Source organism: Prevotella fusca JCM 17724, from assembly GCF_001262015.1.
In the GTDB taxonomy this organism is placed as follows: domain Bacteria; phylum Bacteroidota; class Bacteroidia; order Bacteroidales; family Bacteroidaceae; genus Prevotella; species Prevotella fusca.
Map to the genome: position 1 here is coordinate 1,367,928 of NZ_CP012075.1, position 20,470 is coordinate 1,388,397.

The 20,470-nt window shown below is 43.7% G+C and carries 18 protein-coding genes and 3 pseudogenes; 10 read left to right on the forward strand and 11 right to left on the reverse strand.

Annotation, left to right across the window (positions count from 1 at the left end; all coding sequences use genetic code 11):
- The first annotated feature begins 33 nt into the window (after positions 1 to 33).
- The 4 genes from ADJ77_RS12840 to ADJ77_RS12855 all read left to right on the forward strand — a co-directional run bounded on the left by ADJ77_RS12840 (position 34) and on the right by ADJ77_RS12855 (position 3,269).
- A complete protein-coding gene (locus ADJ77_RS12840) occupies positions 34 to 594 on the forward strand; it encodes a hypothetical protein (protein ID WP_025078112.1) in 561 nt (186 codons plus the stop codon).
- A gap of 366 nt (positions 595 to 960) precedes the next feature.
- Positions 961 to 1,689 carry a DUF1266 domain-containing protein gene (locus ADJ77_RS12845; protein WP_050696506.1) on the forward strand — a complete coding sequence of 243 codons (729 nt, stop codon included), beginning with the start codon at positions 961 to 963 and terminating at the stop codon, positions 1,687 to 1,689.
- A 33-nt stretch (positions 1,690 to 1,722) separates the two neighbouring features.
- On the forward strand, positions 1,723 to 2,250 hold the full coding sequence (locus ADJ77_RS12850) for a hypothetical protein (RefSeq protein ID WP_025078111.1): 528 nt from the start codon (positions 1,723 to 1,725) through the stop codon (positions 2,248 to 2,250).
- Positions 2,251 to 2,756: 506 nt separating this feature from the next.
- A complete protein-coding gene (locus ADJ77_RS12855; RefSeq protein WP_025078110.1) occupies positions 2,757 to 3,269 on the forward strand; it encodes a hypothetical protein in 513 nt (170 codons plus the stop codon).
- Positions 3,270 to 4,043: 774 nt separating this feature from the next.
- Here the strand turns inward: ADJ77_RS12855 and ADJ77_RS12860 are convergent.
- Genes ADJ77_RS12860 through ADJ77_RS12870 form a run of 3 tightly spaced genes read right to left on the reverse strand, consistent with a single transcriptional unit; the run spans position 4,044 to position 6,590 of the window.
- Positions 4,044 to 5,312, reverse strand: coding sequence for a porin family protein (locus ADJ77_RS12860; RefSeq protein WP_025078109.1), 1,269 nt, complete (start codon positions 5,310 to 5,312; stop codon positions 4,044 to 4,046).
- 4 nt (positions 5,313 to 5,316) lie between these two features.
- Positions 5,317 to 5,874, reverse strand: coding sequence for an RNA polymerase sigma factor (locus tag ADJ77_RS12865; RefSeq protein ID WP_042740889.1), 558 nt, complete (start codon positions 5,872 to 5,874; stop codon positions 5,317 to 5,319).
- 26 nt (positions 5,875 to 5,900) lie between these two features.
- The gene (locus ADJ77_RS12870; RefSeq protein WP_394330595.1) at positions 5,901 to 6,590 is read right to left on the reverse strand and encodes a NigD1/NigD2 family lipoprotein; all 690 of its coding nucleotides are present in this window, start codon (positions 6,588 to 6,590) and stop codon (positions 5,901 to 5,903) included.
- A 1,062-nt stretch (positions 6,591 to 7,652) separates the two neighbouring features.
- Between ADJ77_RS12870 and ADJ77_RS12875 the strand changes: the two genes are divergently transcribed.
- The 6 genes from ADJ77_RS12875 (at position 7,653) to ADJ77_RS12900 (ending at position 15,518) form a co-directional block, all read left to right on the forward strand.
- Complete coding sequence (locus ADJ77_RS12875; protein ID WP_025078108.1) at positions 7,653 to 8,399, forward strand: cell division ATP-binding protein FtsE; 747 nt, start codon at positions 7,653 to 7,655, stop codon at positions 8,397 to 8,399.
- Between the two features lie 46 nt (positions 8,400 to 8,445).
- Positions 8,446 to 9,762 carry an aspartate kinase gene (locus ADJ77_RS12880; protein WP_050696538.1) on the forward strand — a complete coding sequence of 439 codons (1,317 nt, stop codon included), beginning with the start codon at positions 8,446 to 8,448 and terminating at the stop codon, positions 9,760 to 9,762.
- Between the two features lie 166 nt (positions 9,763 to 9,928).
- Positions 9,929 to 11,086, forward strand: a complete 1,158-nt coding sequence (gene lysA, locus ADJ77_RS12885; protein WP_025078107.1) for a diaminopimelate decarboxylase — start codon at positions 9,929 to 9,931, stop codon at positions 11,084 to 11,086.
- 19 nt (positions 11,087 to 11,105) lie between these two features.
- Positions 11,106 to 12,344: a glycosyltransferase family protein gene (locus tag ADJ77_RS12890; RefSeq protein ID WP_025078106.1), complete on the forward strand. Its 1,239-nt coding sequence runs from the start codon at positions 11,106 to 11,108 to the stop codon at positions 12,342 to 12,344.
- Entirely contained in the window at positions 12,345 to 13,502 is a 1,158-nt protein-coding gene (locus ADJ77_RS12895) for a glycosyltransferase family 4 protein (protein WP_025078105.1), read from the forward strand.
- A 3-nt stretch (positions 13,503 to 13,505) separates the two neighbouring features.
- The gene (locus ADJ77_RS12900; protein WP_025078104.1) at positions 13,506 to 15,518 is read left to right on the forward strand and encodes a fructose-bisphosphatase class III; all 2,013 of its coding nucleotides are present in this window, start codon (positions 13,506 to 13,508) and stop codon (positions 15,516 to 15,518) included.
- Between the two features lie 231 nt (positions 15,519 to 15,749).
- On the opposite strand, the pseudogene ADJ77_RS14055 reads toward ADJ77_RS12900, so the two are convergent.
- From ADJ77_RS14055 to ADJ77_RS12935, 8 genes and pseudogenes are all read right to left on the reverse strand, one after another.
- Positions 15,750 to 16,085: pseudogene (locus tag ADJ77_RS14055) on the reverse strand (RHS repeat domain-containing protein); the annotation flags it as partial.
- A gap of 17 nt (positions 16,086 to 16,102) precedes the next feature.
- Positions 16,103 to 16,531, reverse strand: a complete 429-nt coding sequence (locus ADJ77_RS12910; protein ID WP_050696507.1) for a hypothetical protein — start codon at positions 16,529 to 16,531, stop codon at positions 16,103 to 16,105.
- Between the two features lie 61 nt (positions 16,532 to 16,592).
- Positions 16,593 to 17,390: pseudogene (locus ADJ77_RS12915) on the reverse strand (RHS repeat domain-containing protein); the annotation flags it as partial.
- A 114-nt stretch (positions 17,391 to 17,504) separates the two neighbouring features.
- A complete protein-coding gene (locus tag ADJ77_RS12920) occupies positions 17,505 to 17,939 on the reverse strand; it encodes a hypothetical protein (RefSeq protein WP_050696508.1) in 435 nt (144 codons plus the stop codon).
- Positions 17,936 to 19,236, reverse strand: a pseudogene (locus tag ADJ77_RS14340) (RHS repeat domain-containing protein); the annotation flags it as partial. The pseudogene ADJ77_RS14340 and the gene ADJ77_RS12920, both read right to left, overlap by 4 nt.
- Positions 19,203 to 19,463, reverse strand: coding sequence for a hypothetical protein (locus ADJ77_RS14615; protein ID WP_456238381.1), 261 nt, complete (start codon positions 19,461 to 19,463; stop codon positions 19,203 to 19,205). The gene ADJ77_RS14615 and the pseudogene ADJ77_RS14340, both read right to left, overlap by 34 nt.
- A gap of 4 nt (positions 19,464 to 19,467) precedes the next feature.
- Complete coding sequence (locus ADJ77_RS13975; protein WP_154663413.1) at positions 19,468 to 19,611, reverse strand: hypothetical protein; 144 nt, start codon at positions 19,609 to 19,611, stop codon at positions 19,468 to 19,470.
- 126 nt (positions 19,612 to 19,737) lie between these two features.
- Positions 19,738 to 20,436 carry a hypothetical protein gene (locus ADJ77_RS12935; RefSeq protein WP_025078099.1) on the reverse strand — a complete coding sequence of 233 codons (699 nt, stop codon included), beginning with the start codon at positions 20,434 to 20,436 and terminating at the stop codon, positions 19,738 to 19,740.
- Positions 20,437 to 20,470 lie beyond the last annotated feature (34 nt).

Sequence of the window (20,470 nt, forward strand, 5' to 3'; positions counted from 1 at the left end):
TTTCAACTATTTTTTATAATTTTGCTCCCTATCATGAGGTATACTGTCAAATGCAACAAATGCGGTCGCGACTTCGTGGCTGAGACTGAGAACTACGGGACAATGAAATATCGTTGCCCTTACTGTGGTAACGTGCTGAACTGCAGGTTTGATGCACCGGGGCCATTGCGCACACGTGCCCGTTCTGTTATTCCTTTGGCAGAAGCCACACCAGTTGAAATAAAGAAGGCCGATATGCTTCCTACAGTCTCAACAAACCTCATCAGCTCGCCTTCAAAAGAGAAACTTGCCGAAATGAGGGCTAAGCTGGCAGAAGCGTCCCAGCGTGCCCTTCACGTCTCCAGACAGGCAGGTGAGACGCTGAAGAATGCAACAGAGAGCACAAGCGAGTTTGTTGCCAAGTCGTCATCGCGTCTCCGTCGTTTTCAGGAGAAGTATGCCGATGGTGACCTTTGGATTTTCTTTGGTTTCAGTTTTGCCTTTATTCTTTTGGTTATCATCGGTCTGATTGTTTTTGCCGAGGGTGTAAAGCTGTTGGCGGAAGGTCATTCCTGGCTGTTCAAGAACTACATAGAGGTGAAGAATTCGTTTTAGGAAAGCTCTTCCCAGTCCTCTGATAGGGTGAAGGAAGTTGTGGGAGTGCAGGGGTAAGGATTGTCAGTTGGTTTTTCCCTGTTGGTCTTGTTCCCATAAGGTATAATAGCCTGTAACAGCTTGTAACCATAAAGATGTTTGTAACTGATACCTTCATGCACAGGACGATACGGGAAAGAATGGGCTTTCCCCTGTCATGGAAACCACGTGGACAAGGTCCCTAAAACTTAAAAAAAGTTTTTATCTTGTCAGAATTATATAACTTTTGTACCTTTGTAAGGAATAAGTTGCACTCAGCAAATAGGAAACAAGTTTCCTTTGCATCCGTTTGCATTTTATTTGTAGAGAATACTATAAAAGCTATATATGGGATTATTCAGCAGTTTCAAGAAGCTAACCGATGACCAGCTGAGACGGATTTCGCTTAGCGCACAGTATCAGTACCAGCAGGGAGGAGAGCATTTCGCCCTGTCAGCAAAGCTCGGCTCACGTGCAAAAGCCATCCTTGAACAGGGGTGGGGGATAGCAGATAAAGCCGACCTTAGGGAAACGGTGGAGGAGTTAATCGAACGCAATCACAGCACAGAGCTTGAGATCGTGAAGGAGGAGATGGCTGCTGAATTGCAGGAAGATGCTGAAATCGACAGTGAGGAGAAACGTATAGCCTCTATGGCAGCCATCATCGAGAAGCATGATGCTGATTTGCTGGTGGAGATGGAGACTTACTATTGCACGCTCTGTAACTATATCGACGCCCTGGATGCTTTGCTTGCCAACCAGTTGATAAGCTCGTGGGACTCCATTACGGCCAGGGACCTGATGGGATGGGACCTCGGAAGAGCCGCTTTCCTTGTGCGTCTTGGTGTGGATAGAAAGCTCTTCAAGAGTGATGAGGCATGGGAACTGTTGGAGAAAATCTATCAGAAAGCCATCGCAAACTTCAATGACTGGGAGGATTTCGGACGTTCCTACATCATTGGACGTAGTCTTTGGGCTGACAGTAAAGACGAACGTGACGTCTTAGGTTTCTGTAATGCCTTGAAATGGCTTATGAAGCACCCGGAGAGCCCATGGATGAGAGTAAGATTAAAGTAATTAAATAATATAACCGTTAATCAATTATTAAGTATGAGTCAAGATTTTATTTATTACCTTCTATTGATGGTTGGAATGAGTGTGATAGCCTTGGGAATAGTGTTTTTTATTCGTTATAAAGGTAAGAACAGTAAGGGTAAATACACTGAAGCTGCTATGAAATTCCTTGCAAAACAATATCCTACAATCGATTTGAATCACATTCATTGTGTGGAAAGTCATCTCCCTGGAAGTCTGGGTAGGGTTACTCCAATGCTTTTAGCCTATAACGCTGATGATATGTATATGATTCCCGTACTTCCTTTCCCGTTCCCTGGTTTACAGAAGATAAGGGTTTGTGAGGAAACAGACCATGAAATGGCGTATTTCCCAATGACAAGCATTGAGCAGGCTGGCTTTGATGAGCAGGCGCAGAAGTTCATTTTTGCAGTCAAAGGACAGTCGATAACGTTAAAACTGAAGCGGAAGAACGGCTTTATGGAAGATCAGCAGGAAGAAGTCAATCACTTCCTTACTACGATAGCACAGGTACTTGAGAAGAACAAGGCACTGAACGTATAAGCTGATAGGTCCTGTCGGAACAGTATTCACTGGCTTCTCGCAGGCAATGGAATCAAGCTGTTTTCTGATAGTTGTTTGTAGGAACGGACGGTTTGGCTACCTGTAGATAAAGTCTGTCAGGACATGTACAATCCGTCTGCTCCTATATTTTGATACCGCCTTTCCGATAAGAGTGGTTTGCTGATAGAAGCACTGTGGTGCTCGATGGGTAGTTGCTGATGGCTGTCTTTTGTGGAATCAGTGCAGGTGCAACCTGTATAAAGATTTTGATAATAAAGGGTGACGAAAGAGAGGGAAGTCTTTAAGACGTATCTTTCCCAACCGACAACAATATACGGAAGCCATACAGATGCTGTAAGGTAAGCCATAGTGATGGGTTCTATTTAGAATATTCTGGATAACAGTCAGGTGGAAAATCTGTTGATAATAAGTTATGTTGCCAGCTCTGTACATAATGTAGGAGCAGGCAGCATATTATACATTAATTTAACACATTCTTTACGCTTATGGATACATATATGTTTCTGTTCCCTGTTCTGGTCATAGTCATTATATGTCTTTTGATTCTCTACGCACGTCACAAGGGAAAAACCAGCAAAGGACAGTATGCGGCAGCGGCAATGAAGTTCGTTGAAAAGAACTATCCCGACATTGATACGCACGACAAGCAATGCCTTTCAACACGCATTGACTATAGCATCATCAGTCGTCATGTGCCCTTGCTTGTGTTCTACAACAGCCGTGAACTTCACCTTATTCCCGTCCACACCCTGGCAATTCCCCCTTTCTATCACATCAGGCACAATGATCATCATGCCAAGGATATGGAACATCTCTTGATGAATGGGGTTAAGGGCATATTCCTTGACCGTAAAGGGAAACTGCATATCCAACGAAAGGAAGGAAAAGAAATCGTTATCAAGGTCGGTGAGCACAATGTCTTCCATGAGAATCAGCATGAAGATGCTGTCCGCTTCTTGGCTACATTGAAGAAGGCTGCAGAACAAACTGACAAATGAGAAATGTCTGGCAAGGCAAATCATAGGTGGGTGTTCAAGGTTAAAAGCACCTATATTGCCTTTGTTTAGAGCATTTACTTGTGTGCTGCCAGATGTTCGTAACATCATAATCAATATTTGCTAATCGTGCTGTCTGGAAGGAGTTGATTATGATTATTGCTGTCCGACAAAACTTAAACGGCATACTTTCCCATGCTCTTTTAAACAGATAATATTGTATTGGTTTTGGAAAAGTAAGCCTTTTAATCAAAAATGTTTCGTTTGTTAATAGTAATATAACTCTTTGCTGACAACAAGTTAGTCGCATCCCGGCAATGTTCTGCAAGGCGTCTGACATGCAACACGGTTGGTGCTTAGTACTCAATACGGTTGGTGTTTACCACTAACACTGCGTGTGATGGGCACCAGCACACAGATAGAAAACGGGATGTGGAGATTATGGTTGGCATGCTAATAGTATAAGTATGATGCTAATGACTAACTTGTATGGAAAAGTCTTGTTGTTCACCAATAACTTGTGCTACTTTTCTTTATAAACTGTTGATGGGCGATTAGAAATTAAAAGGCACCTGATCGAGTCTCGACCAAGCGCCTTTTCGGATGATTTTGTAACATCTAATAGTTACAAACATGTAGATTAAGTGTTGTTTCCTTTGTATTTCTTGATAAGACAGACAACAGCTTCTGCAAGTATATTTCATGTTTTCTTTGCAGGAAATCAACGTCTGTTCTCTGTCAGGAACGGGCGGGAAATGAACTTCCTCCGTCTCGTTCCTACTTGTTTAAATTGATTCTAACGCCCATGTTGAGATTGAAGTTCGTGGGCTTATCCTTGTAAATGTTCTCAATGTCACTGCCATTATTGAAGTGATGGCTTATCCCAGGCTCGATGTAAGCACTGACATCTTTGCTGAATCTGAATTCTCCTCCAAGCGAAAGGGCGGTAGAGAATACTGGTCTGCCTTCTTTGATGGTCGTTTTTGTCGGGGTAATCTGAGATGTAGCATCGGCAGAAAGACTGGCTTCACCTTTCACAAGTTTCTCTATTTCAGCACCGGCAGTCGCATAAACATTGAACCTTCTGGTCTTGACGAAGCTGTAACTTGCACTTACAGGTAAGCCGACATATTGCAGTTTCTGCTCTACGGCATATTCTGCGCCTCTCTTGTTATAAGAGAAGTCGGAAGCAAGGCGGCTGTAGGAGAGTCCTGTCTGCAGGCTCCACCGATTGTTGAGATTGTACCTTAGGGAAACTCCTAACTTGATTGGCTGGTGGTGCTTTGTCCCTGTTCTTGTATCTTTTGTACCTATTGAGCAGTCCTTTATGTTTCTTCCAGAGAATTCCGGGTCATAGTCACCGTAAGGGTTTGCCACAGGCAGTAGAATCCTATCGGAATTACTGGATGTTCCTGTACCATAATTATAGGATGTACCTATGCTGAAACGTGAAGACTGGTCGTTGTTCTTTACATCCTGAGTGTAGTTTCTTCCAGAAGTTCCCCACGACTGCGGCTTTGTAGTCTGTTGTTTGTCAAGGTTTTCCTGCTTTTCCTGTCTGTTGCTGTGGGTTGTCTCCTGATTTCCGGTGACATTATTGTTGTTCGCCGTTGGCTTTTCCTCCCTGTTGAAGGTCGTACTGCCAGGCAAGGTGCTGACGGTAAGCGGTTCCTGTGTGCTGTGATGGCTAACGACAGCCAGCCTTACGTTCGTTGCCACCTTGCTCTCCGAAACTATGCTTGTTGTTGTAGAAGCCGGAACAGTATTTGGCTTTTTGTGAGTTATCGTTGCGTACTGCTTCGGGAGAGGAGTGTCGTCGAGAAGCAGATGGCTTAGTAAGATCCCAATGCCTATTATGGCGGCAGCAGAGGCAGCACGGTAAGTCCACAGAGGAATTACACTTGCCTTCTGCCGGGTAGAGCGCACAGGAGCAACTCCACGACGGTTCATCTCCTGTTTGATGTCATCGAGAAGACCATCTGGTGCCTTTACATCACATTCGTTCTGAATGCGTGTCTGCAATATGTCAAGCCAATCTTCCTTCATACTTTTAATTTTGTTTGTTTTGCTCTTTCAGCATCTTCGCAAGCATATTCCTTGCCTTGTGGAATTGTGATGCAGATGTATCTGGTTTGATGTTAAGAAGTTCTGCTATCTCCTTGTGGCTTTTGCCTTCTATCACATACAGGTTGAAGACAGTTCTATAACCTGGTGGCAGTTTGAGGATAGTATCTGTTATCTGCGTTATCGACATACTGTCAACATCAGGGTCTTCAGTACTGCTGTCGGCTATGTCCGTTGTCTTGTCAGTGAAAAGGCTTGGGTCGTTGTTCCTGAGGAAGTAAAGAGATTCGTTGATGACTATCTTCGTGAGCCAGGCTTTCAATGAGCCTTTCCCCCGATATTCAAATGTATGTATTCTGGTGAATATTCTGATGAAAGCCTCTTGTAAAACATCATGCCTGTCTTCTTGGTTACTAATATACCTCGAACACACTTTAGCCAGAAAATCAGCATACTCGCCATAGAGTTTATCCATGGCGAGTGCATCACCTTTTTCGAAAAGGCTTATAATATTTAGTTCTCTATTATTCCAAAATAATCCCATTGACAGGCAGAGGATTTACCTCTGTGCTATTTACGGCTTTTATATTTGAATGTTACTGTTTTCACACCTGAAAATGATTGCCACTTCAATGTCAGGTCCACTGTCTTTCCTTGTGTGTCAGGAAGGTCACTAAGCCTGAATGCCACAAGTCCGTCACGAATCAGCCCCTTTGTATCGCCGGAAGCATTGTGGTGGAGTACAACTTCGTATGGTTTGTCTCCTTTGACAAGGTTCATTACATGTTTTTTCCCGTTGCCGAAGTATGTTCTGAAGCGCAGAGTAAGGTAACCGTCTTCTACGATGGTTGTCCAGTCCTTGACTATTTCTACAGGATCCTTTCCATATACAGCTTCGTTTTTTACGCCGAGTGTTGGTGCCATTTGCTTGGTAAGTATGGTGTCAACCCAGTTCACATGTGCACTCTTTGAGTATCCTTCGGTCTTTCCGTCCTGGACTTTGATGTTTGTGAGTGCCCGCAGTTCCTTTTTCCCGTAAGTAGAAATATTCTTATTAGTAGGAAGAATTGTCGTTTCGTCATCCAACTGGAAGTAAACCTGCCCTGTGGTATTGTTGGTCTTGATTGTGACAAGTGCATTTGGATAATTGGTTGAGTAGTCTGTCTTGTCATCATCTAAGCAGGATTGCAAAGAGAAAGTGCCTAACACCATCCCGAGGATGAGAAAATAATATAATAACCGATTCTTTTTCATTTCCATTCCTTTTTTAATTAATACTGCAAATTTACTAAATCATTTCCGTTTTTTTTGTTTTTAAGTTGTTGTTTGAATTTTGATTGTTCTGTTATATAAAAGCAGATGTTTACAATCCTTGCTTCTTTAAATGTTAAAATGGTGTTAAATGATTTTCGTTGATGGTGTCTGATAAATTACATCCTGTCACCGCCAACGTTTCAGTTTATGCTGCAAACTCTTGAAACTGTGCGGAAACTCTACTAATTAAAGTCTTTGACTTCATTCCATTTTAACCAGACTTACAAGAGTAATCAGCGTTCAGTGAGATAGAACAAGTAATAATCAGAGTTTGAAAAAGATTTACATTATAGACTTTCTGTATTGCTTAAATACGGGCATAAACAGTCTTTTGGGACAAGTTGGTAACTGACAGGTAACCAGTTGGTTACAAAGCCATGCAAGAAAAGGTGCTTAGTAAGGCTTCAAAAGGGCGTTAGTTAGAGGTCAAAAGGGCATCTATTGGAGGTCAATTAAGGCTTAATTGGAATGCTATTAACCACCTATTGCAAACCAAGGCATGAATTTATTTTACATTACTCGCAAAGTCGTAGTCGACAACTATCATTCTTAACTTATGTTTCCAATGACCAATCGGACTTTATTGTGCCGTTCGGTTGACTTTGCTAATAAACTAAAAGGGGTCGTTTCTTCACCTGTCTGCCAAATCCAACTAACATCACCCATCAAAAACAGGCACTCTCAAAGACGGTTTGTTACTATCAAACTGTTTTTGCGTAAAAACAATTCTTCTTGTATTGCAGGCGGAGAACAGTTTTCCATCACATCATTTAGTATATAAATTTTCGCTGATTGGAAATTTATAAATACAGAGTCTGTACCAGCTTTTGCAGGGACATCACTCTGTGATTTACATCATAGCATATTCATAATAAAGTGTAAATGCGTTAAAGCTCTAATTTCCTGCATATATTAAAGTGTTTTTTAGTATCTTTGCAGAATAATTCCTTGTCAACAGGCAATGAACAAAAGTATAAATCAACAATAATAAATCATACAGGGAGAATCATGTTAATAGACTATAAGAAGGCAAACATATATCAAGATGAACGCTTGATTCTGAAAGATGTTGACTTTCAGGCAGAAAAAGGAGAGTTTATCTATCTTATCGGCCGTGTTGGTTCGGGTAAAAGTTCGCTGTTGAAAACTATCTATGGCGAATTGGATATTGATAGCGAAGATGTTGAGAAGGCTGTCGTTCTCGACGAGAGTATGCCTAACATCAAGCGCAGTCACATCCCTGCACTCCGCAAGCAGATGGGTATTATCTTCCAAGACTTCCAACTCTTGCATGACCGTTCTGTGGCAAAGAACCTCAAGTTTGTCCTGCAGGCGACAGGTTGGAATGACCGCCACAAAATCAACCGCCGCATTGAGGAGGTGCTGGCACAGGTTGGCATGGGCGACAAGAAAGACAAGATGCCAAGCGAACTCTCTGGTGGAGAGCAGCAGCGTATTGCCATTGCACGTGCACTTCTGAACGCACCGAAGATCATCATTGCTGACGAGCCGACTGGTAATCTCGACCCGGAAACAGCTGCAAACATCGCCGGCATTCTGAAGAACACATGCCAGACTGGTACGACGGTAATCATGTCTACCCACAACATCAACCTCCTGGACAAGTTCCCGGGCAAGGTTTATCGCTGCAAGGATGGTGAACTTCACCTGCTCACCGACAAGAAGGAAGCCAGCGACTTGGACGAGGAGACAGCCCCTGTGGAGGCAATCGAAGAGCCCGCACAGAACGACTAAGCGCATAGGACGCAGCATAAATCCACATTTACAAAGATTGAAGATGATGAAAGTAATGAAGTTCGGAGGAACATCCGTTGGCTCACCAGAGCGCATGAAGGGTGTTGCCTCATTGATAACAAGGTCGGGAGAGCCCACGTTCATCGTGCTCTCTGCAATGAGTGGAACCACAAATACGCTGATAGAAATCTCTGACTACCTCTACCGCAAGAACCCGGAAGGGGCTAACGAGCTAATCAACAACCTTGAACAGAAGTATCTCGTACATATCGAGGAACTCTATTCCACAGAGGAATACAAACAGAAGACCCGTCAGTTCCTGAGCGAAGAATTCAATTATCTGCGTTCGTTCACCAAGGACCTTTTCACCTCGTTCGAGGAGAAGAGCATCGTTGCACAGGGTGAGATTCTCTCAACTAATATGGTGGTGAACTATCTACAGGAGCAGGGCATCAAAGCCACATTACTTTCTGCACTTGACTTCATGCGCACGGACAAGAATGCTGAACCTGACGGACAGTACATAAAAGAGCATCTGACAGCCATCATGAAGGAGAATGAAGGTTATCAGATTTATATCACCCAGGGCTTCATCTGCCGCAATGCCTACGGGGAGGTGGACAACCTGCAGCGCGGAGGGTCTGACTACACCGCTTCACTCGTGGGTGCAGCCATCACCGCTGAGGAGATCCAGATATGGACTGACATTGACGGAATGCACAACAATGACCCACGTGTGGTTGAGAAAACCGAAGCTGTACGCCAGCTGAACTTCGAAGAAGCATCCGAGTTGGCTTACTTTGGCGCAAAGATTCTCCACCCCACTTGCGTCCAGCCTGCAAAGTACGCCGGCATCCCTGTTCGTCTGAAGAACACGATGGATCCGGATGCTGAAGGAACCATCATCAACAACACGCTTGTAAGAAGCAAGATCAAGGCTGTTGCTGCCAAAGACGACATCACGGCTATTAAGATAAAGTCGAGCCGTATGCTCGGTGCATCGGGCTTCCTGCGTAAGGTATTTGAAATCTTCGAGAGCTATCAGACACCGATTGACATGATTGCTACCAGTGAGGTGGGTGTGTCAATGACCATCGAGAACAACAGTCATCTGACTGAAATTGTTGACGAATTGAAGAAATACGGTACCGTTACTGTTGACGCTGAGATGTGTATTGTCTGCGTTGTCGGCGACCTCGACTGGAGCAACGTTGGCTTTGAAACATTGGCAACGGATGCGATGAAGGATATTCCTGTACGCATGATCAGCTACGGAGGCAGCAACTACAACATATCATTCCTTATCCGGGAGACCGACAAGCAGCGTGCCCTGCAGTCGCTGTCGGATGTCCTCTTCAAGTAACGAAACAGGCAGCAGGTCTGTAGAAGATGGCAGCATGATGTAGAGACGCACGGTCTGTGCGTCCGCCATCGGTCTTTCTTTACTGACACATGAGCGTATGTCTCTGCAGGAGGGCAGGTTTATCGGATAATGTACACACAACCACTACACAACACAAATCACACAGATGACCAAGAAATTCCCAACAGATAAGTTCAAAAACATAGAGACACCTTTTTATTATTATGACTGCAACCTCCTGCGGGAGACGCTACAGACGATTAATAATGAAGTGAAGCAGTATGAGGACTTTATCGTACACTATGCCATCAAGGCGAATGCAAATGCCAAAGTGCTGAATATAATCAGACAGACGGGAATGGGTGCAGACTGTGTGAGTGGCGGTGAGATACAGCGTTGTCTGGACTGTGGCTTCCCTGCTGACAAGATAGTCTATGCTGGTGTTGGGAAAGCTGACTGGGAAATAAACCTCGGTCTTGACCATGACATCTTCTGTTTCAACGTGGAGAGTGTTGCCGAGCTGGAGGTTATCAATGAACTGGCAGCCAAGAAAGGAAAGACAGCAAACGTGTGCTTCCGCATCAATCCTGATGTCGGTGCACACACACATGAGAAGATTACCACCGGGCTGGCCGAGAACAAGTTTGGTATTGCCATGCAGGATATGCTGCCGACAATACTGACAGCAGGCAAGATGGAGAACATCCGATTTGTCGGACTTCATTTCCACATCGGTTCACAGCTTCTTGACATGACCGACTACCGGCACCTCTGCAGCCGTATCAACGAGATACAGGATGGCTTGGAACAACATAACATAAAGATTGAGAATATCAATGTCGGCGGTGGGCTGGGTATTGACTACGAGCAGCCCGACAGCAATCCCATCCCCGACTTCAAGGCATATTTCTACACCTTCGGACATTATCTGAAGTTGCGTAAGGGACAGAAACTGCACTTTGAGTTAGGACGTGCTGTTGTCGGACAGATGGGAAGTCTCATCACCCGCACCCTTTACGTGAAACAGGGAACAGCCAAGCAGTTTGCTATTGTGGATGCAGGCATGACGGACCTCATCCGTCCGGCTCTCTACCAGGCAAGCCATAGGATAGAAAATCTGTCGAGCGATGAGGCACAACGAACCTATGATATTGTGGGACCTATCTGCGAGTCGAGTGATGTCTTTGCCAAAGACATATCCCTCAATACCATTCACCGTGGCGACCTGATTGCCTTACGGTCGGCTGGAGCATACGGCGAAATCATGGCTTCACAATATAACTGTAGGAAACTCCCCGTCGGATACCTGTCTGACGAACTGTAATAAATAATAAAACGAATAAATGTTCACCTTTGATAATACAACCATCATCCTTTCAGCAACGCTTGTCATCCTTGCATTGCTGACCTCACTGCTTAATCCTTTCCTCCGAAAGGTAAGGATTTCAGAGCATGGTGTGCCTGCTTCCGTGACTGATACAGAGGAAACTAAGGACGCAGATGACACTGCCGGGGAAGCAGTCAACACGACAGAAGAAGTGGATGTTATCTCTGCAACAGCCTGCACTCTGCCATCAATTTCAATCATCTTCACACCGCACGACAACGCAGGAGAACTGACAAAATATCTCCCTTTCTATCTGAATCAAAACTATCCGGCAGACTTCCAGGTGATTGTTGTGGCTCCACAGAATGACTATGAGACAAGTGATGTACTGAAGAGGTTTGCCGATAATCCCCACCTCTACACCACCTTCATCCCCGACTCATCCCGTTATATGAGCAAAAAGAAACTCGCTGTCACGCTTGGAGTGAAGGCAGCAAAACATGACTGGGTGATAATGGCAGACATCTGCTGCCGTCCGATGAGCGAAAACTGGCTGATGACAATCGCCAGCAACTGCACAGAAGGGAAAGAACTCGTTGTGGGTTACACCCGATATGAGGATGAAACACCCGATTACCGACACTTTGAACGCTATTACCAGGCACGCTACTTCATGCGTGAATACCAGCATCACAAAGCATACGGCTGTCCATTCAACGCACTGATATTCCGCAAGAGCATCTTCTTGAAAAGGGAAGGATTCCGTGGAAATCTCAAGTATCTGCGTGGAGAATACGATTTCATGGTCAACAAATATGCCAAGGGTGATAACCTCGTATTGGAAAATTCGCCTGAAGGAACACTCATTGAAGAGACTCCGACAGGGAAAGTATGGCTCGGTATACACCTTTTCTATATGGAGAACCGGCAGCACATGGAACGCACTGTACAGCATCGTTTCCTCCCTTATCTCGACCAGACGGCACTGCATGGCAACTACCTGCTGCAGTGTATTGCCCTCATTGTAGCCCTCCTGCTCGGTCAGTGGACGATTGCAGCTGCTGCCGGACTGGCACTTCTGCTGTCCGTAACGCTCCGTCTCATCATAGGAAAGAAAGCGCTGAGACGTTTTAACATCGACATTCCTGCATGGAAGATAATCCCATACGAAATAGCTGTTGCATGGAAGCACCTTGGTTACAGGATTAAATACCATCGTGCAAACAAGTACGACTTCATCTCCCATAAACTATAAATGCGCATCATACATTACATAGACGGCATAAAGGCAGGTAACCTGCTGTCAGATTACTTTCTTCGTCTCACCACGGCGCAGAAAGAACATGCTGATGTCAGAACCGTCACACGAAAGGACAACTTCAAGAAGCTGCTCACTGACTATCACCCTGACATCGTGCACATTCACACCTGCTGGGACTATCAGGCTGCAGCATACGCCAAGCGGGCTGCAAAACAGGGCTGTGCCGTAGTGTTCTCACCACATTGGGCACTTGACGAACGAAGCAGGACAACCGAACAGAAGCGCACGAAGCAACTGAAAGCACTGCTCTATCAGATGAAGATGGTGCAGCGAGTGGATGCGCTGCTCGTTACTACCGAACGTGAAAGACAGCACATCCTGCAGTTAGGCTGGACAAAACGCATTGACGTAGTGGCTGACAGCGTTCTGAACAGTCAGCTCAGCGATGACAATATGGCGCAACAGACGATTGCTTTCTACCGAAAAGTACTCGACACACGCTATCAGTTTGCCATGACAGCCATGGAGAAAGACGCCATACCAAGTCTGCTGCATGCTGGCCTGGCACGGGAAACAACCCACAACCTCCTGCCCAGTGACCAGCTCCTGAACCTGCGGAGTCTGAATCCAGAACAGTGGCGGCGCATCCTGCTTTATGCCGATGATGAAGGAATAAGGGATATTGTAGATAACAGTATCAGTCGGTTGCAACTCCATGCACCAGCCATTGACACCGCAGCCATCCAGCGATACATACTATTATCGCCCAAGGAAACAGAATCAGTAGATTCAAAGAAGCTGACAGGAAACCAACCCCTAATCCGGCAAAGGCTCAATGACAACCTCAAGCAGGAGGACGCTTTGCTCAAGGAGATTGCAACAATGATGGCTAACACACGACAGGTGGAGCGCAAAGACACGCTCTCCCTGCGCCTGCTTGCCGACCTGTACACTACAATAAAGTATAATGATTATGACGAAGACCGACTGGCAGAACTGCTCCGCCACATGCGTATCTATCGTTATTCACGCCGTATAATACAACTTCTTGCCGACAAGATTCACCTGAAAGAAGGGTTCATGCCTTTCCCTCCGCTCAATGACAGACGGACAAAGGGCATCGTAAGAAGGAATTTCACACAAAGACATTAACACATGACAAAAAAGAAATATGACTTGAAGAAGGACGAACGTTACCTGCAACTGCTGGCAAAGTCGTTCCCCACCATAGCTGATGCTGCAACTGAGATTATCAACCTTGAGGCTATCGCACATCTGCCAAAGGGTACGGAACACTTCCTTGCCGACATACACGGTGAATATCAGGCGTTCCAACATGTGCTCAAGAACGCCTCCGGAAACATCAAGAGAAAGGTCAACGAGCTGTTCGGAGAGACGCTGCGTGGCATCGAGAAGCGTGAGCTATGCACACTGATATACTATCCCGAACAGAAGCTGGAACTCGTCAAGCGTGAGGAGAAGGACATCAAGGACTGGTATCATATTACAATTTACCGGCTGGTAGAGGTGTGCCGTGACGTTTCCAGCAAATACACCCGTTCAAAAGTACGCAAGTCATTGCCGGTTGACTTCTCTTACATCATTCAGGAGTTGCTGCACGAACATTCTGACGACAAGGACAAGACCGACTATGTAAGTGCCATCATCAAGACGATTATCTCAACCGGACGTGCTGATGACTTCATCATCGCCATCTGTGAGGTAATCCAGCGACTGGTCATTGACCAGCTGCATATCTTAGGTGATGTGTACGACCGTGGGCCGGGTGCACACATCGTAATGGATACTCTGAAGAACTACCACACATGGGATATTACCTGGGGAAACCACGACATCCTGTGGATGGGAGCCTGTGCAGGCAACGATGCCTGTATCTGTAATGTCATCCGTATCGCACTGCGTTATGCCAACATGGCTACCATTGAAGACGGATATGGCATCAACCTTATCCAGCTGGCTACCTTTGCAATGGACATGTACGGCAATGACCCCTGCGAAGAATTCATGCCGAAGGTGTCGAAGGATAATCCGCTTGATGACCGCAGCATGACGCTGACAGCACAGATGCACAAGGCTATCAGTATCATTCAGTTCAAGATAGAGTCACAGATCATCAGCCGTCATCCGCTCTGGAAAATGGATGACCGCCGTCTGCTCAATGCCATTGATTACAAGAAGGGTACGATTACAATAAGTGGAAAGGAATACAAGATGCGTTCATGCAACTTCCCGACCATTGACCCGAAGCACCCCGACCAGCTCACTGAAGGCGAACAGGCTCTCATCGACCGACTGCACCATTCCTTCACAGGCAGCGAGAAACTGCGCAGCCATATCCGCTCCCTGCTCCGTCATGGATGTATGTATAACATCTTCAACCATAACCTGCTCTATCATGCTTCCATCCCGCTAACGAAGGATGGCGAACTGAAAGAGGTGGAGATTGCACCGGGAGTGAAGCTGAAAGGCAAGGAGCTGCTCTATCAGACTGGGATGAAAATCCGTTCTGCTTTCCAGACCAACAACGACCTGCAGACGGAAGAAGAGCATCAGGATGCCATAGACTTCTTCCTCTATCTATGGTGCGGACCGGACAGCCCGCTCTTCGACAAAGCCAAGATGGCTACCTTCGAACGTTATTTCCTCGCTGAGAAAGAGACGCATCATGAGGAAAAAGGATATTACTTCGACATGCGTGACAACGAAAAGATTGCTGACATGATCATGGACGAGTTCGATGTGCCACATCCTAACCGCCATATCATCAACGGTCACATGCCTGTCCATGTCGTCAAGGGTGAGAACCCCATCAAGGCAAACGGAAAACTGATGGTCATTGATGGCGGATTCTCACAGGCTTACCATAAGGAGACTGGCATTGCAGGTTACACCCTCGTTTATCATTCCCGTGGCTTCCAGCTCGTACAGCACGAACCGTTCACATCTACTGAAGATGCCATCATACGTGGTACCGACATTGTGTCAACCACCCAGATTGTCGAGATGAACCAGCAGCGTCTGCGTGTTGAAGATACGGACAAGGGTATAGAACTGCGGCTCCAGATTGAGGCTCTCAAGGAACTTCTCTATGCTTATCGCTGTGGTTTCATCACAGAACATGAGCGTAAGAATCCTCCGAAAGTCTGAAAGCAGATTGTAAAGCCATCAGTAGCAGGACTTTGCCAAAGGATTTCAACGAATATTGTTCCCACTCCGACAGCATCTTGCAAGGTGTTTAGCCCTCAGCACCATTGGTGCTCAGCCCCAACACCATTGGTGCCCAGTCCCAACACCATTGGTGTTTACCAACAACACATCGGTTGAAAACGGGATGAAAGGTTTATCTTTGTCATTACATGGTAAGACACTAAAGGCTAACTAAATTCTGACATATCCAAGTGTTTTGAGAATTTTGTTTCTCAGGCACTTGGATTTCTCACAAGATTTACCGTAATAGTAGAAGCCAGTCTCCTCATCCATCTCTTTGCCATTGAACTTGTATGGCAGGTCTTCGGATGATGAGTGCTCGTCAACCAACAGTTCACCATATGGCAGGTAGGCATCATGCTGTTACCTCCGTCGTCTGTGATGTAAGACGTACTGCCGAGGTGGTCACTGTGATAGAAGAAGGTTTCTTCACGTGATGTGTCATTGGGAATGTAACTATAACCAGCCTGTGGATTTATCAGGATTGCTCAGGTCTTTCCAAGAGATTAGGGCACTCAGAATTCTTAATAGAGAGTTATATAGACATTTGTAGAGAAAAAACCACCTTCTTTATATTGCCAAATGAAAACCTTTTTGTGCAACATCTCCGAAAGATTTTTTGCAGCAAAATAGTCTTCTGAAATCTCTATTCTCTTTTTTGATAGAATAATAAAAGGAGGAGTCCTTTTTTCTATCATGCTTAACTTTAACGTTTCTGGGATGACTTTTTCCCTCTTATTTTTTAAAGAAAAGCCAATGTATATAAATTCGTTATATTCTTCTACTTTAATAAATTCTGTACATATATCGAGAATCGAAAAAGAAACTTTCAGCCACTCTCTTCTTTGTATTTCATTACAAAAATCAGTTATATGACGATCTGTATAAATATCGTCAGAAAATGAAAATCTCTTAATCCACCTATGTAATCTCTTTCTACAATTTGTATCCATATTAAATTAAACTTTAAACCCTCCAGTGCTAAGCTGTTTCCGAGTTTTTCATTTGATGTTGTCAAAAAGAATAAGAACTACTGAACGGCATTTCACCTGTACGTGCATCTACCCCATACCAAATACTTGCCATAGGATTCAAGAACCTTACACCGTAATGGTACAAGCCGGTTTCCTCATCGAACTGCTTGCCGTTGAACTTATAGGGCATGTCTTGGGATGACGAGTGTTCATCAACTAACAGTTCACCATATGGAAGATAAGCATCATACTGTGTGATGTTGGCTTTATCATCTGTGATGTAAGACGTTGAACCGAGGTGGTCACTGTGATAGAAGAATATTTCTTCCTTTGTGGTGTCGTTTGGAATGTAACCGTAACCAACCTGCGGGTCATCAGGGTTGGTTGGGTCGTTCCAGCTTACAGGTGGACCAGGGTTGGTATTCGGTGTGGTGTTGGGGCGTGGAGTCTGAATCCAGCCCTGTGGCACATCGTGGTTACCGAGTGTGTCAATGATAGAGTTATATCCTCGTTTTGTATTCTCCGGATCACCATACGCACCCTTCATTGTAGGAACACCGGGAGCAATGCCCTGCTGCTTATAGTATGCTTCTTTCTGCTTCTGAATCTGATTCATACGTTCAGCATAGTCCTGCTGACCAGCCGTCACATATGAACCGTTGCGTCCATAGACGTTATTGAACAGACCTGTTCCTATCCTTGAAGCGATTCGTTTGTCACCAAGATAGTAATGCTTCGTAAAACGGTTCTTATTGATAGAGAGAATACTTGCAGGGTACAGCGTGAAGTTATCGGTTTCATGGAACGTTATTCCCTGCGGTGCACCATTGACATATACACTCTAAAACCTCCACTGACATAAAAACCGTTTTATTGTACTTCTACTATATTCTTTTCCACCTTGCTTCTCCCTACTTCGGTTACAGGATAGTAGACCTTCACCACACGTTGATTACAGAATCTCCTTAACATATATAATAATTTCATTTCCCCGATTAACAAATATGGAATCTCCTTTTTGTTCATAAGTGAAAACGGTACCATTATCAGAAAGTGATTTTTGTAGAATTATAATCTTTCTGTTTAATGGAATGTCTATATATTTTGTAAGATGCTTGTCGGATTTTAGTTCATTATTTGAATAGGATAGAATACCATCACTTCTATATATATCTACATTGTTTAATCTCCTATTTATATAATATCCTATCATTTTTACGGAATACATCTTCTCTTTATATGTTATAATCTTATCACTAACATTATAATGTAATCCTTGGAATGTTTCCTTACAGTATAAAACATTGAAAGATTCATACTCTTGCTCTTTAGTTGAGCAAGAGTATAACAATATGAAAAATGCAATTAAACAACCAGTTTTTTTCATTTTATTACTACATTTTTAGTTTGCGGTATTTTATTCACATCTCTTTTCTCTATTATGACATCTATTCTATTCTTATTTGTTTTGCTTTTTCTAGATTGATTTATAATACTATCTAATATTTTATTTGTGTAATCGTTAGAAGAAGACTTGTCGCTATTTGTAATTCCGAAGCATCCTTCAGAGGCAGCATAATGATACTCCCCTTTCAGATTATATATACCACCAACATGCATCATAACCCCAGCGGCAACATCACTTTTATTTCTATACTCCATTTCAACAGAAACATTATTAGAAGTTGCATACATAACCTCAGAGCCGTGTTGTTTTAACTTCAATGCTTTGGTGCCATTTCCTTTAGGATACTCTATAACTTGTGCTGTATAACGATTGTCTTCTTCATTTTTAGGTTCATAAGCAACATTAGATAAAACCAATTTATTACCATTTCTATCACCTTTCCGCACGGTAAAGGCATCCCTTGTGACAGAGAATTCCATACGAAAGTCCTTATCCTCCGTATCACGGACTGTTACTTTATAAAGGCTTACCCTTGTAATAACGTCTCTTTCTTGTCCCGTATAACCTATAATTCTTTGCCAAGTCGTCCTACCTGTTTTTTGTTTTGTGATTGTTATAATTGGATAAGCTCCATCTGGATCTACTAGTAAGATAGGGTTATTATGACAATAGGAATACGAACTAATATCAGGACACTTTTCTGTCAAAGGATCCACCCCATACCAAACACTTGTCACAGGATTCATATACCTTGCGCCATAATAGTATATTCCTGTTTCCTCGTCAAAATCCTTGCCGTTGAATTTGTATGGCAAATCTTCAGATGAGGAATGCTCGTCAACTAACAGTTCACCATACGGCAGGTAGGCATCATATTGCGTGATGTTGGCGTGCTCATCCGTTATGTAAGACGTGCTGCCGAGGTGATTACTGTGATAGAAGAACGTTTCTTCCTTTGTGGTGTCGTTGGCAATGTAGCCATAACCAACCTGCGGGTCATCAGGGTTGCTTGGGTCGTTCCAGCTTACAGGTGGACCAGGGTTGGTATTCGGTGTGGTGTTGGGGTCTGAATCCAACCCTGTGGCACATCGTGGTTACCGAGTGTGTCAATAATAGAGTTATATCCTCGTTTTGTATTCTCCGGATCACCATACGCACCCTTCATTGTAGGTACACCAGGTGCAATGCCCTGCTGCTTCTGTATCTGATTCATACGTTCAGCATAATCCTGCTGACCAGCCGTTACGTTTGAGCCGTTGCATCCATAGGCATTGTTGCCGTCGAATGGTTACTGTCCTCATATTTATAAGCGAAGTTATAAGACTTAGCAATTGTCGTTGAGTCTACTTTCTGCACCTTTGTGAGAGGTTCGTTCATCCGTCCGAATGACATCACCAAGCGACGTCCCGGCAAATCATAACTTGGAGTTGTCTGCTCATAGCTGATATTGATATGTCCTCCGAAAGGAAGTGTTACGGAGCGAAGCATGTTCGTTCTTTCCATAAGGTTACGGTAGATGATAAGCTGCTTGCCCATCAAATATGATTAAATCAGGTAGTCCGTCACCGTCTATATCTCTTATCGCAGTCTCAGTATAGCTGACACCATCAGACAAAGAACCTACTCCCTTGAATGTAAGTCTGAATTTCAAAATCCAAAAATGAATCGAAATTGAGACCGAGAAGTTGCCTTACCCTGAGACAGAAGTTTTCTCAAATATATATACGAACCGTTTTTTCTTTTGAATTGGCAGTGTTCTATCCATCTTTTCCTTTAGTCATAAGTTTATTTTGTTTTGTAAATAATCAATTACAACTTTATGCGTTGATTCAACATCATACGATACACTGGTGCTTAAACCATTTTGTGTGAATATAGTCCATGTATCTATTCGCTTTGCTCTTTTCGTTTTGTCATTATATAGGGAATATCCTTTTGCAGCAATATGCCCGTTTTTATATCTCTTTATCACATACACAACCTTCCCAGACTTTATATTATTATACGTCAAAACGCTGTCTTTTTCTTTGTCCCCAACTTTATGGAATAATACTATCCCATTATCACGAGACTCGAGTAAATATTGTGAATACAATTTATGTCTAAATTCATTTATAGAGTCTATACCATCGCCTGCGTACCATTTATCAGTATTGGAGTAATATGTCCAAGTTCCATCTTTCTTATCGAAAGAGAGCGAAAACTCACAATCACTCATGAAATAATAAATATAAGAATAACCATGAAACATAACTTCTGAAGTCTCTTGGTCTTCAAATAAATCAATAGAATCTAATTTTGTAGGATACATTCCATGAGAATGACGGTACTGCTCTAATCTACTTATAATATCTTTACCATACTTTTTACCTAAATAAATTTCGTAATAATTACCAGAAATAATTATTAAGGATATAACAACAATTGAAAAAACAATTGACATGGCAGTTTTACCTATTATCATTTTTGTCTTCATACTTCAATTCCATTAATTATAATATATCCACAAA

Bases quoted from the DNA above. Each gene is read 5' to 3' on its own strand.
- ADJ77_RS12845 (WP_050696506.1), top strand. From the start codon at position 961: ATGGGATTATTCAGCAGTTTCAAGAAGCTAACCGATGACCAGCTGAGA.
- lysA (WP_025078107.1), top strand. From the start codon at position 9,929: ATGACCAAGAAATTCCCAACAGATAAGTTCAAAAACATAGAGACACCT.
- ADJ77_RS12855 (WP_025078110.1), top strand. From the start codon at position 2,757: ATGGATACATATATGTTTCTGTTCCCTGTTCTGGTCATAGTCATTATA.
- ADJ77_RS12860 (WP_025078109.1), bottom strand. From the start codon at position 5,312: ATGAAGGAAGATTGGCTTGACATATTGCAGACACGCATTCAGAACGAA.
- ADJ77_RS12920 (WP_050696508.1), bottom strand. From the start codon at position 17,939: ATGAAAAAAACTGGTTGTTTAATTGCATTTTTCATATTGTTATACTCT.
- ADJ77_RS12935 (WP_025078099.1), bottom strand. From the start codon at position 20,436: ATGAAGACAAAAATGATAATAGGTAAAACTGCCATGTCAATTGTTTTT.
- ADJ77_RS12880 (WP_050696538.1), top strand. From the start codon at position 8,446: ATGAAAGTAATGAAGTTCGGAGGAACATCCGTTGGCTCACCAGAGCGC.
- ADJ77_RS12865 (WP_042740889.1), bottom strand. From the start codon at position 5,874: ATGGGATTATTTTGGAATAATAGAGAACTAAATATTATAAGCCTTTTC.
- ADJ77_RS12900 (WP_025078104.1), top strand. From the start codon at position 13,506: ATGACAAAAAAGAAATATGACTTGAAGAAGGACGAACGTTACCTGCAA.
- ADJ77_RS12910 (WP_050696507.1), bottom strand. From the start codon at position 16,531: ATGGATACAAATTGTAGAAAGAGATTACATAGGTGGATTAAGAGATTT.
- ADJ77_RS12850 (WP_025078111.1), top strand. From the start codon at position 1,723: ATGAGTCAAGATTTTATTTATTACCTTCTATTGATGGTTGGAATGAGT.
- ADJ77_RS12895 (WP_025078105.1), top strand. From the start codon at position 12,345: ATGCGCATCATACATTACATAGACGGCATAAAGGCAGGTAACCTGCTG.
- ADJ77_RS12890 (WP_025078106.1), top strand. From the start codon at position 11,106: ATGTTCACCTTTGATAATACAACCATCATCCTTTCAGCAACGCTTGTC.
- ADJ77_RS12840 (WP_025078112.1), top strand. From the start codon at position 34: ATGAGGTATACTGTCAAATGCAACAAATGCGGTCGCGACTTCGTGGCT.
- ADJ77_RS12875 (WP_025078108.1), top strand. From the start codon at position 7,653: ATGTTAATAGACTATAAGAAGGCAAACATATATCAAGATGAACGCTTG.
- ADJ77_RS12870 (WP_394330595.1), bottom strand. From the start codon at position 6,590: ATGGAAATGAAAAAGAATCGGTTATTATATTATTTTCTCATCCTCGGG.
- ADJ77_RS14615 (WP_456238381.1), bottom strand. From the start codon at position 19,463: ATGGAAAGAACGAACATGCTTCGCTCCGTAACACTTCCTTTCGGAGGA.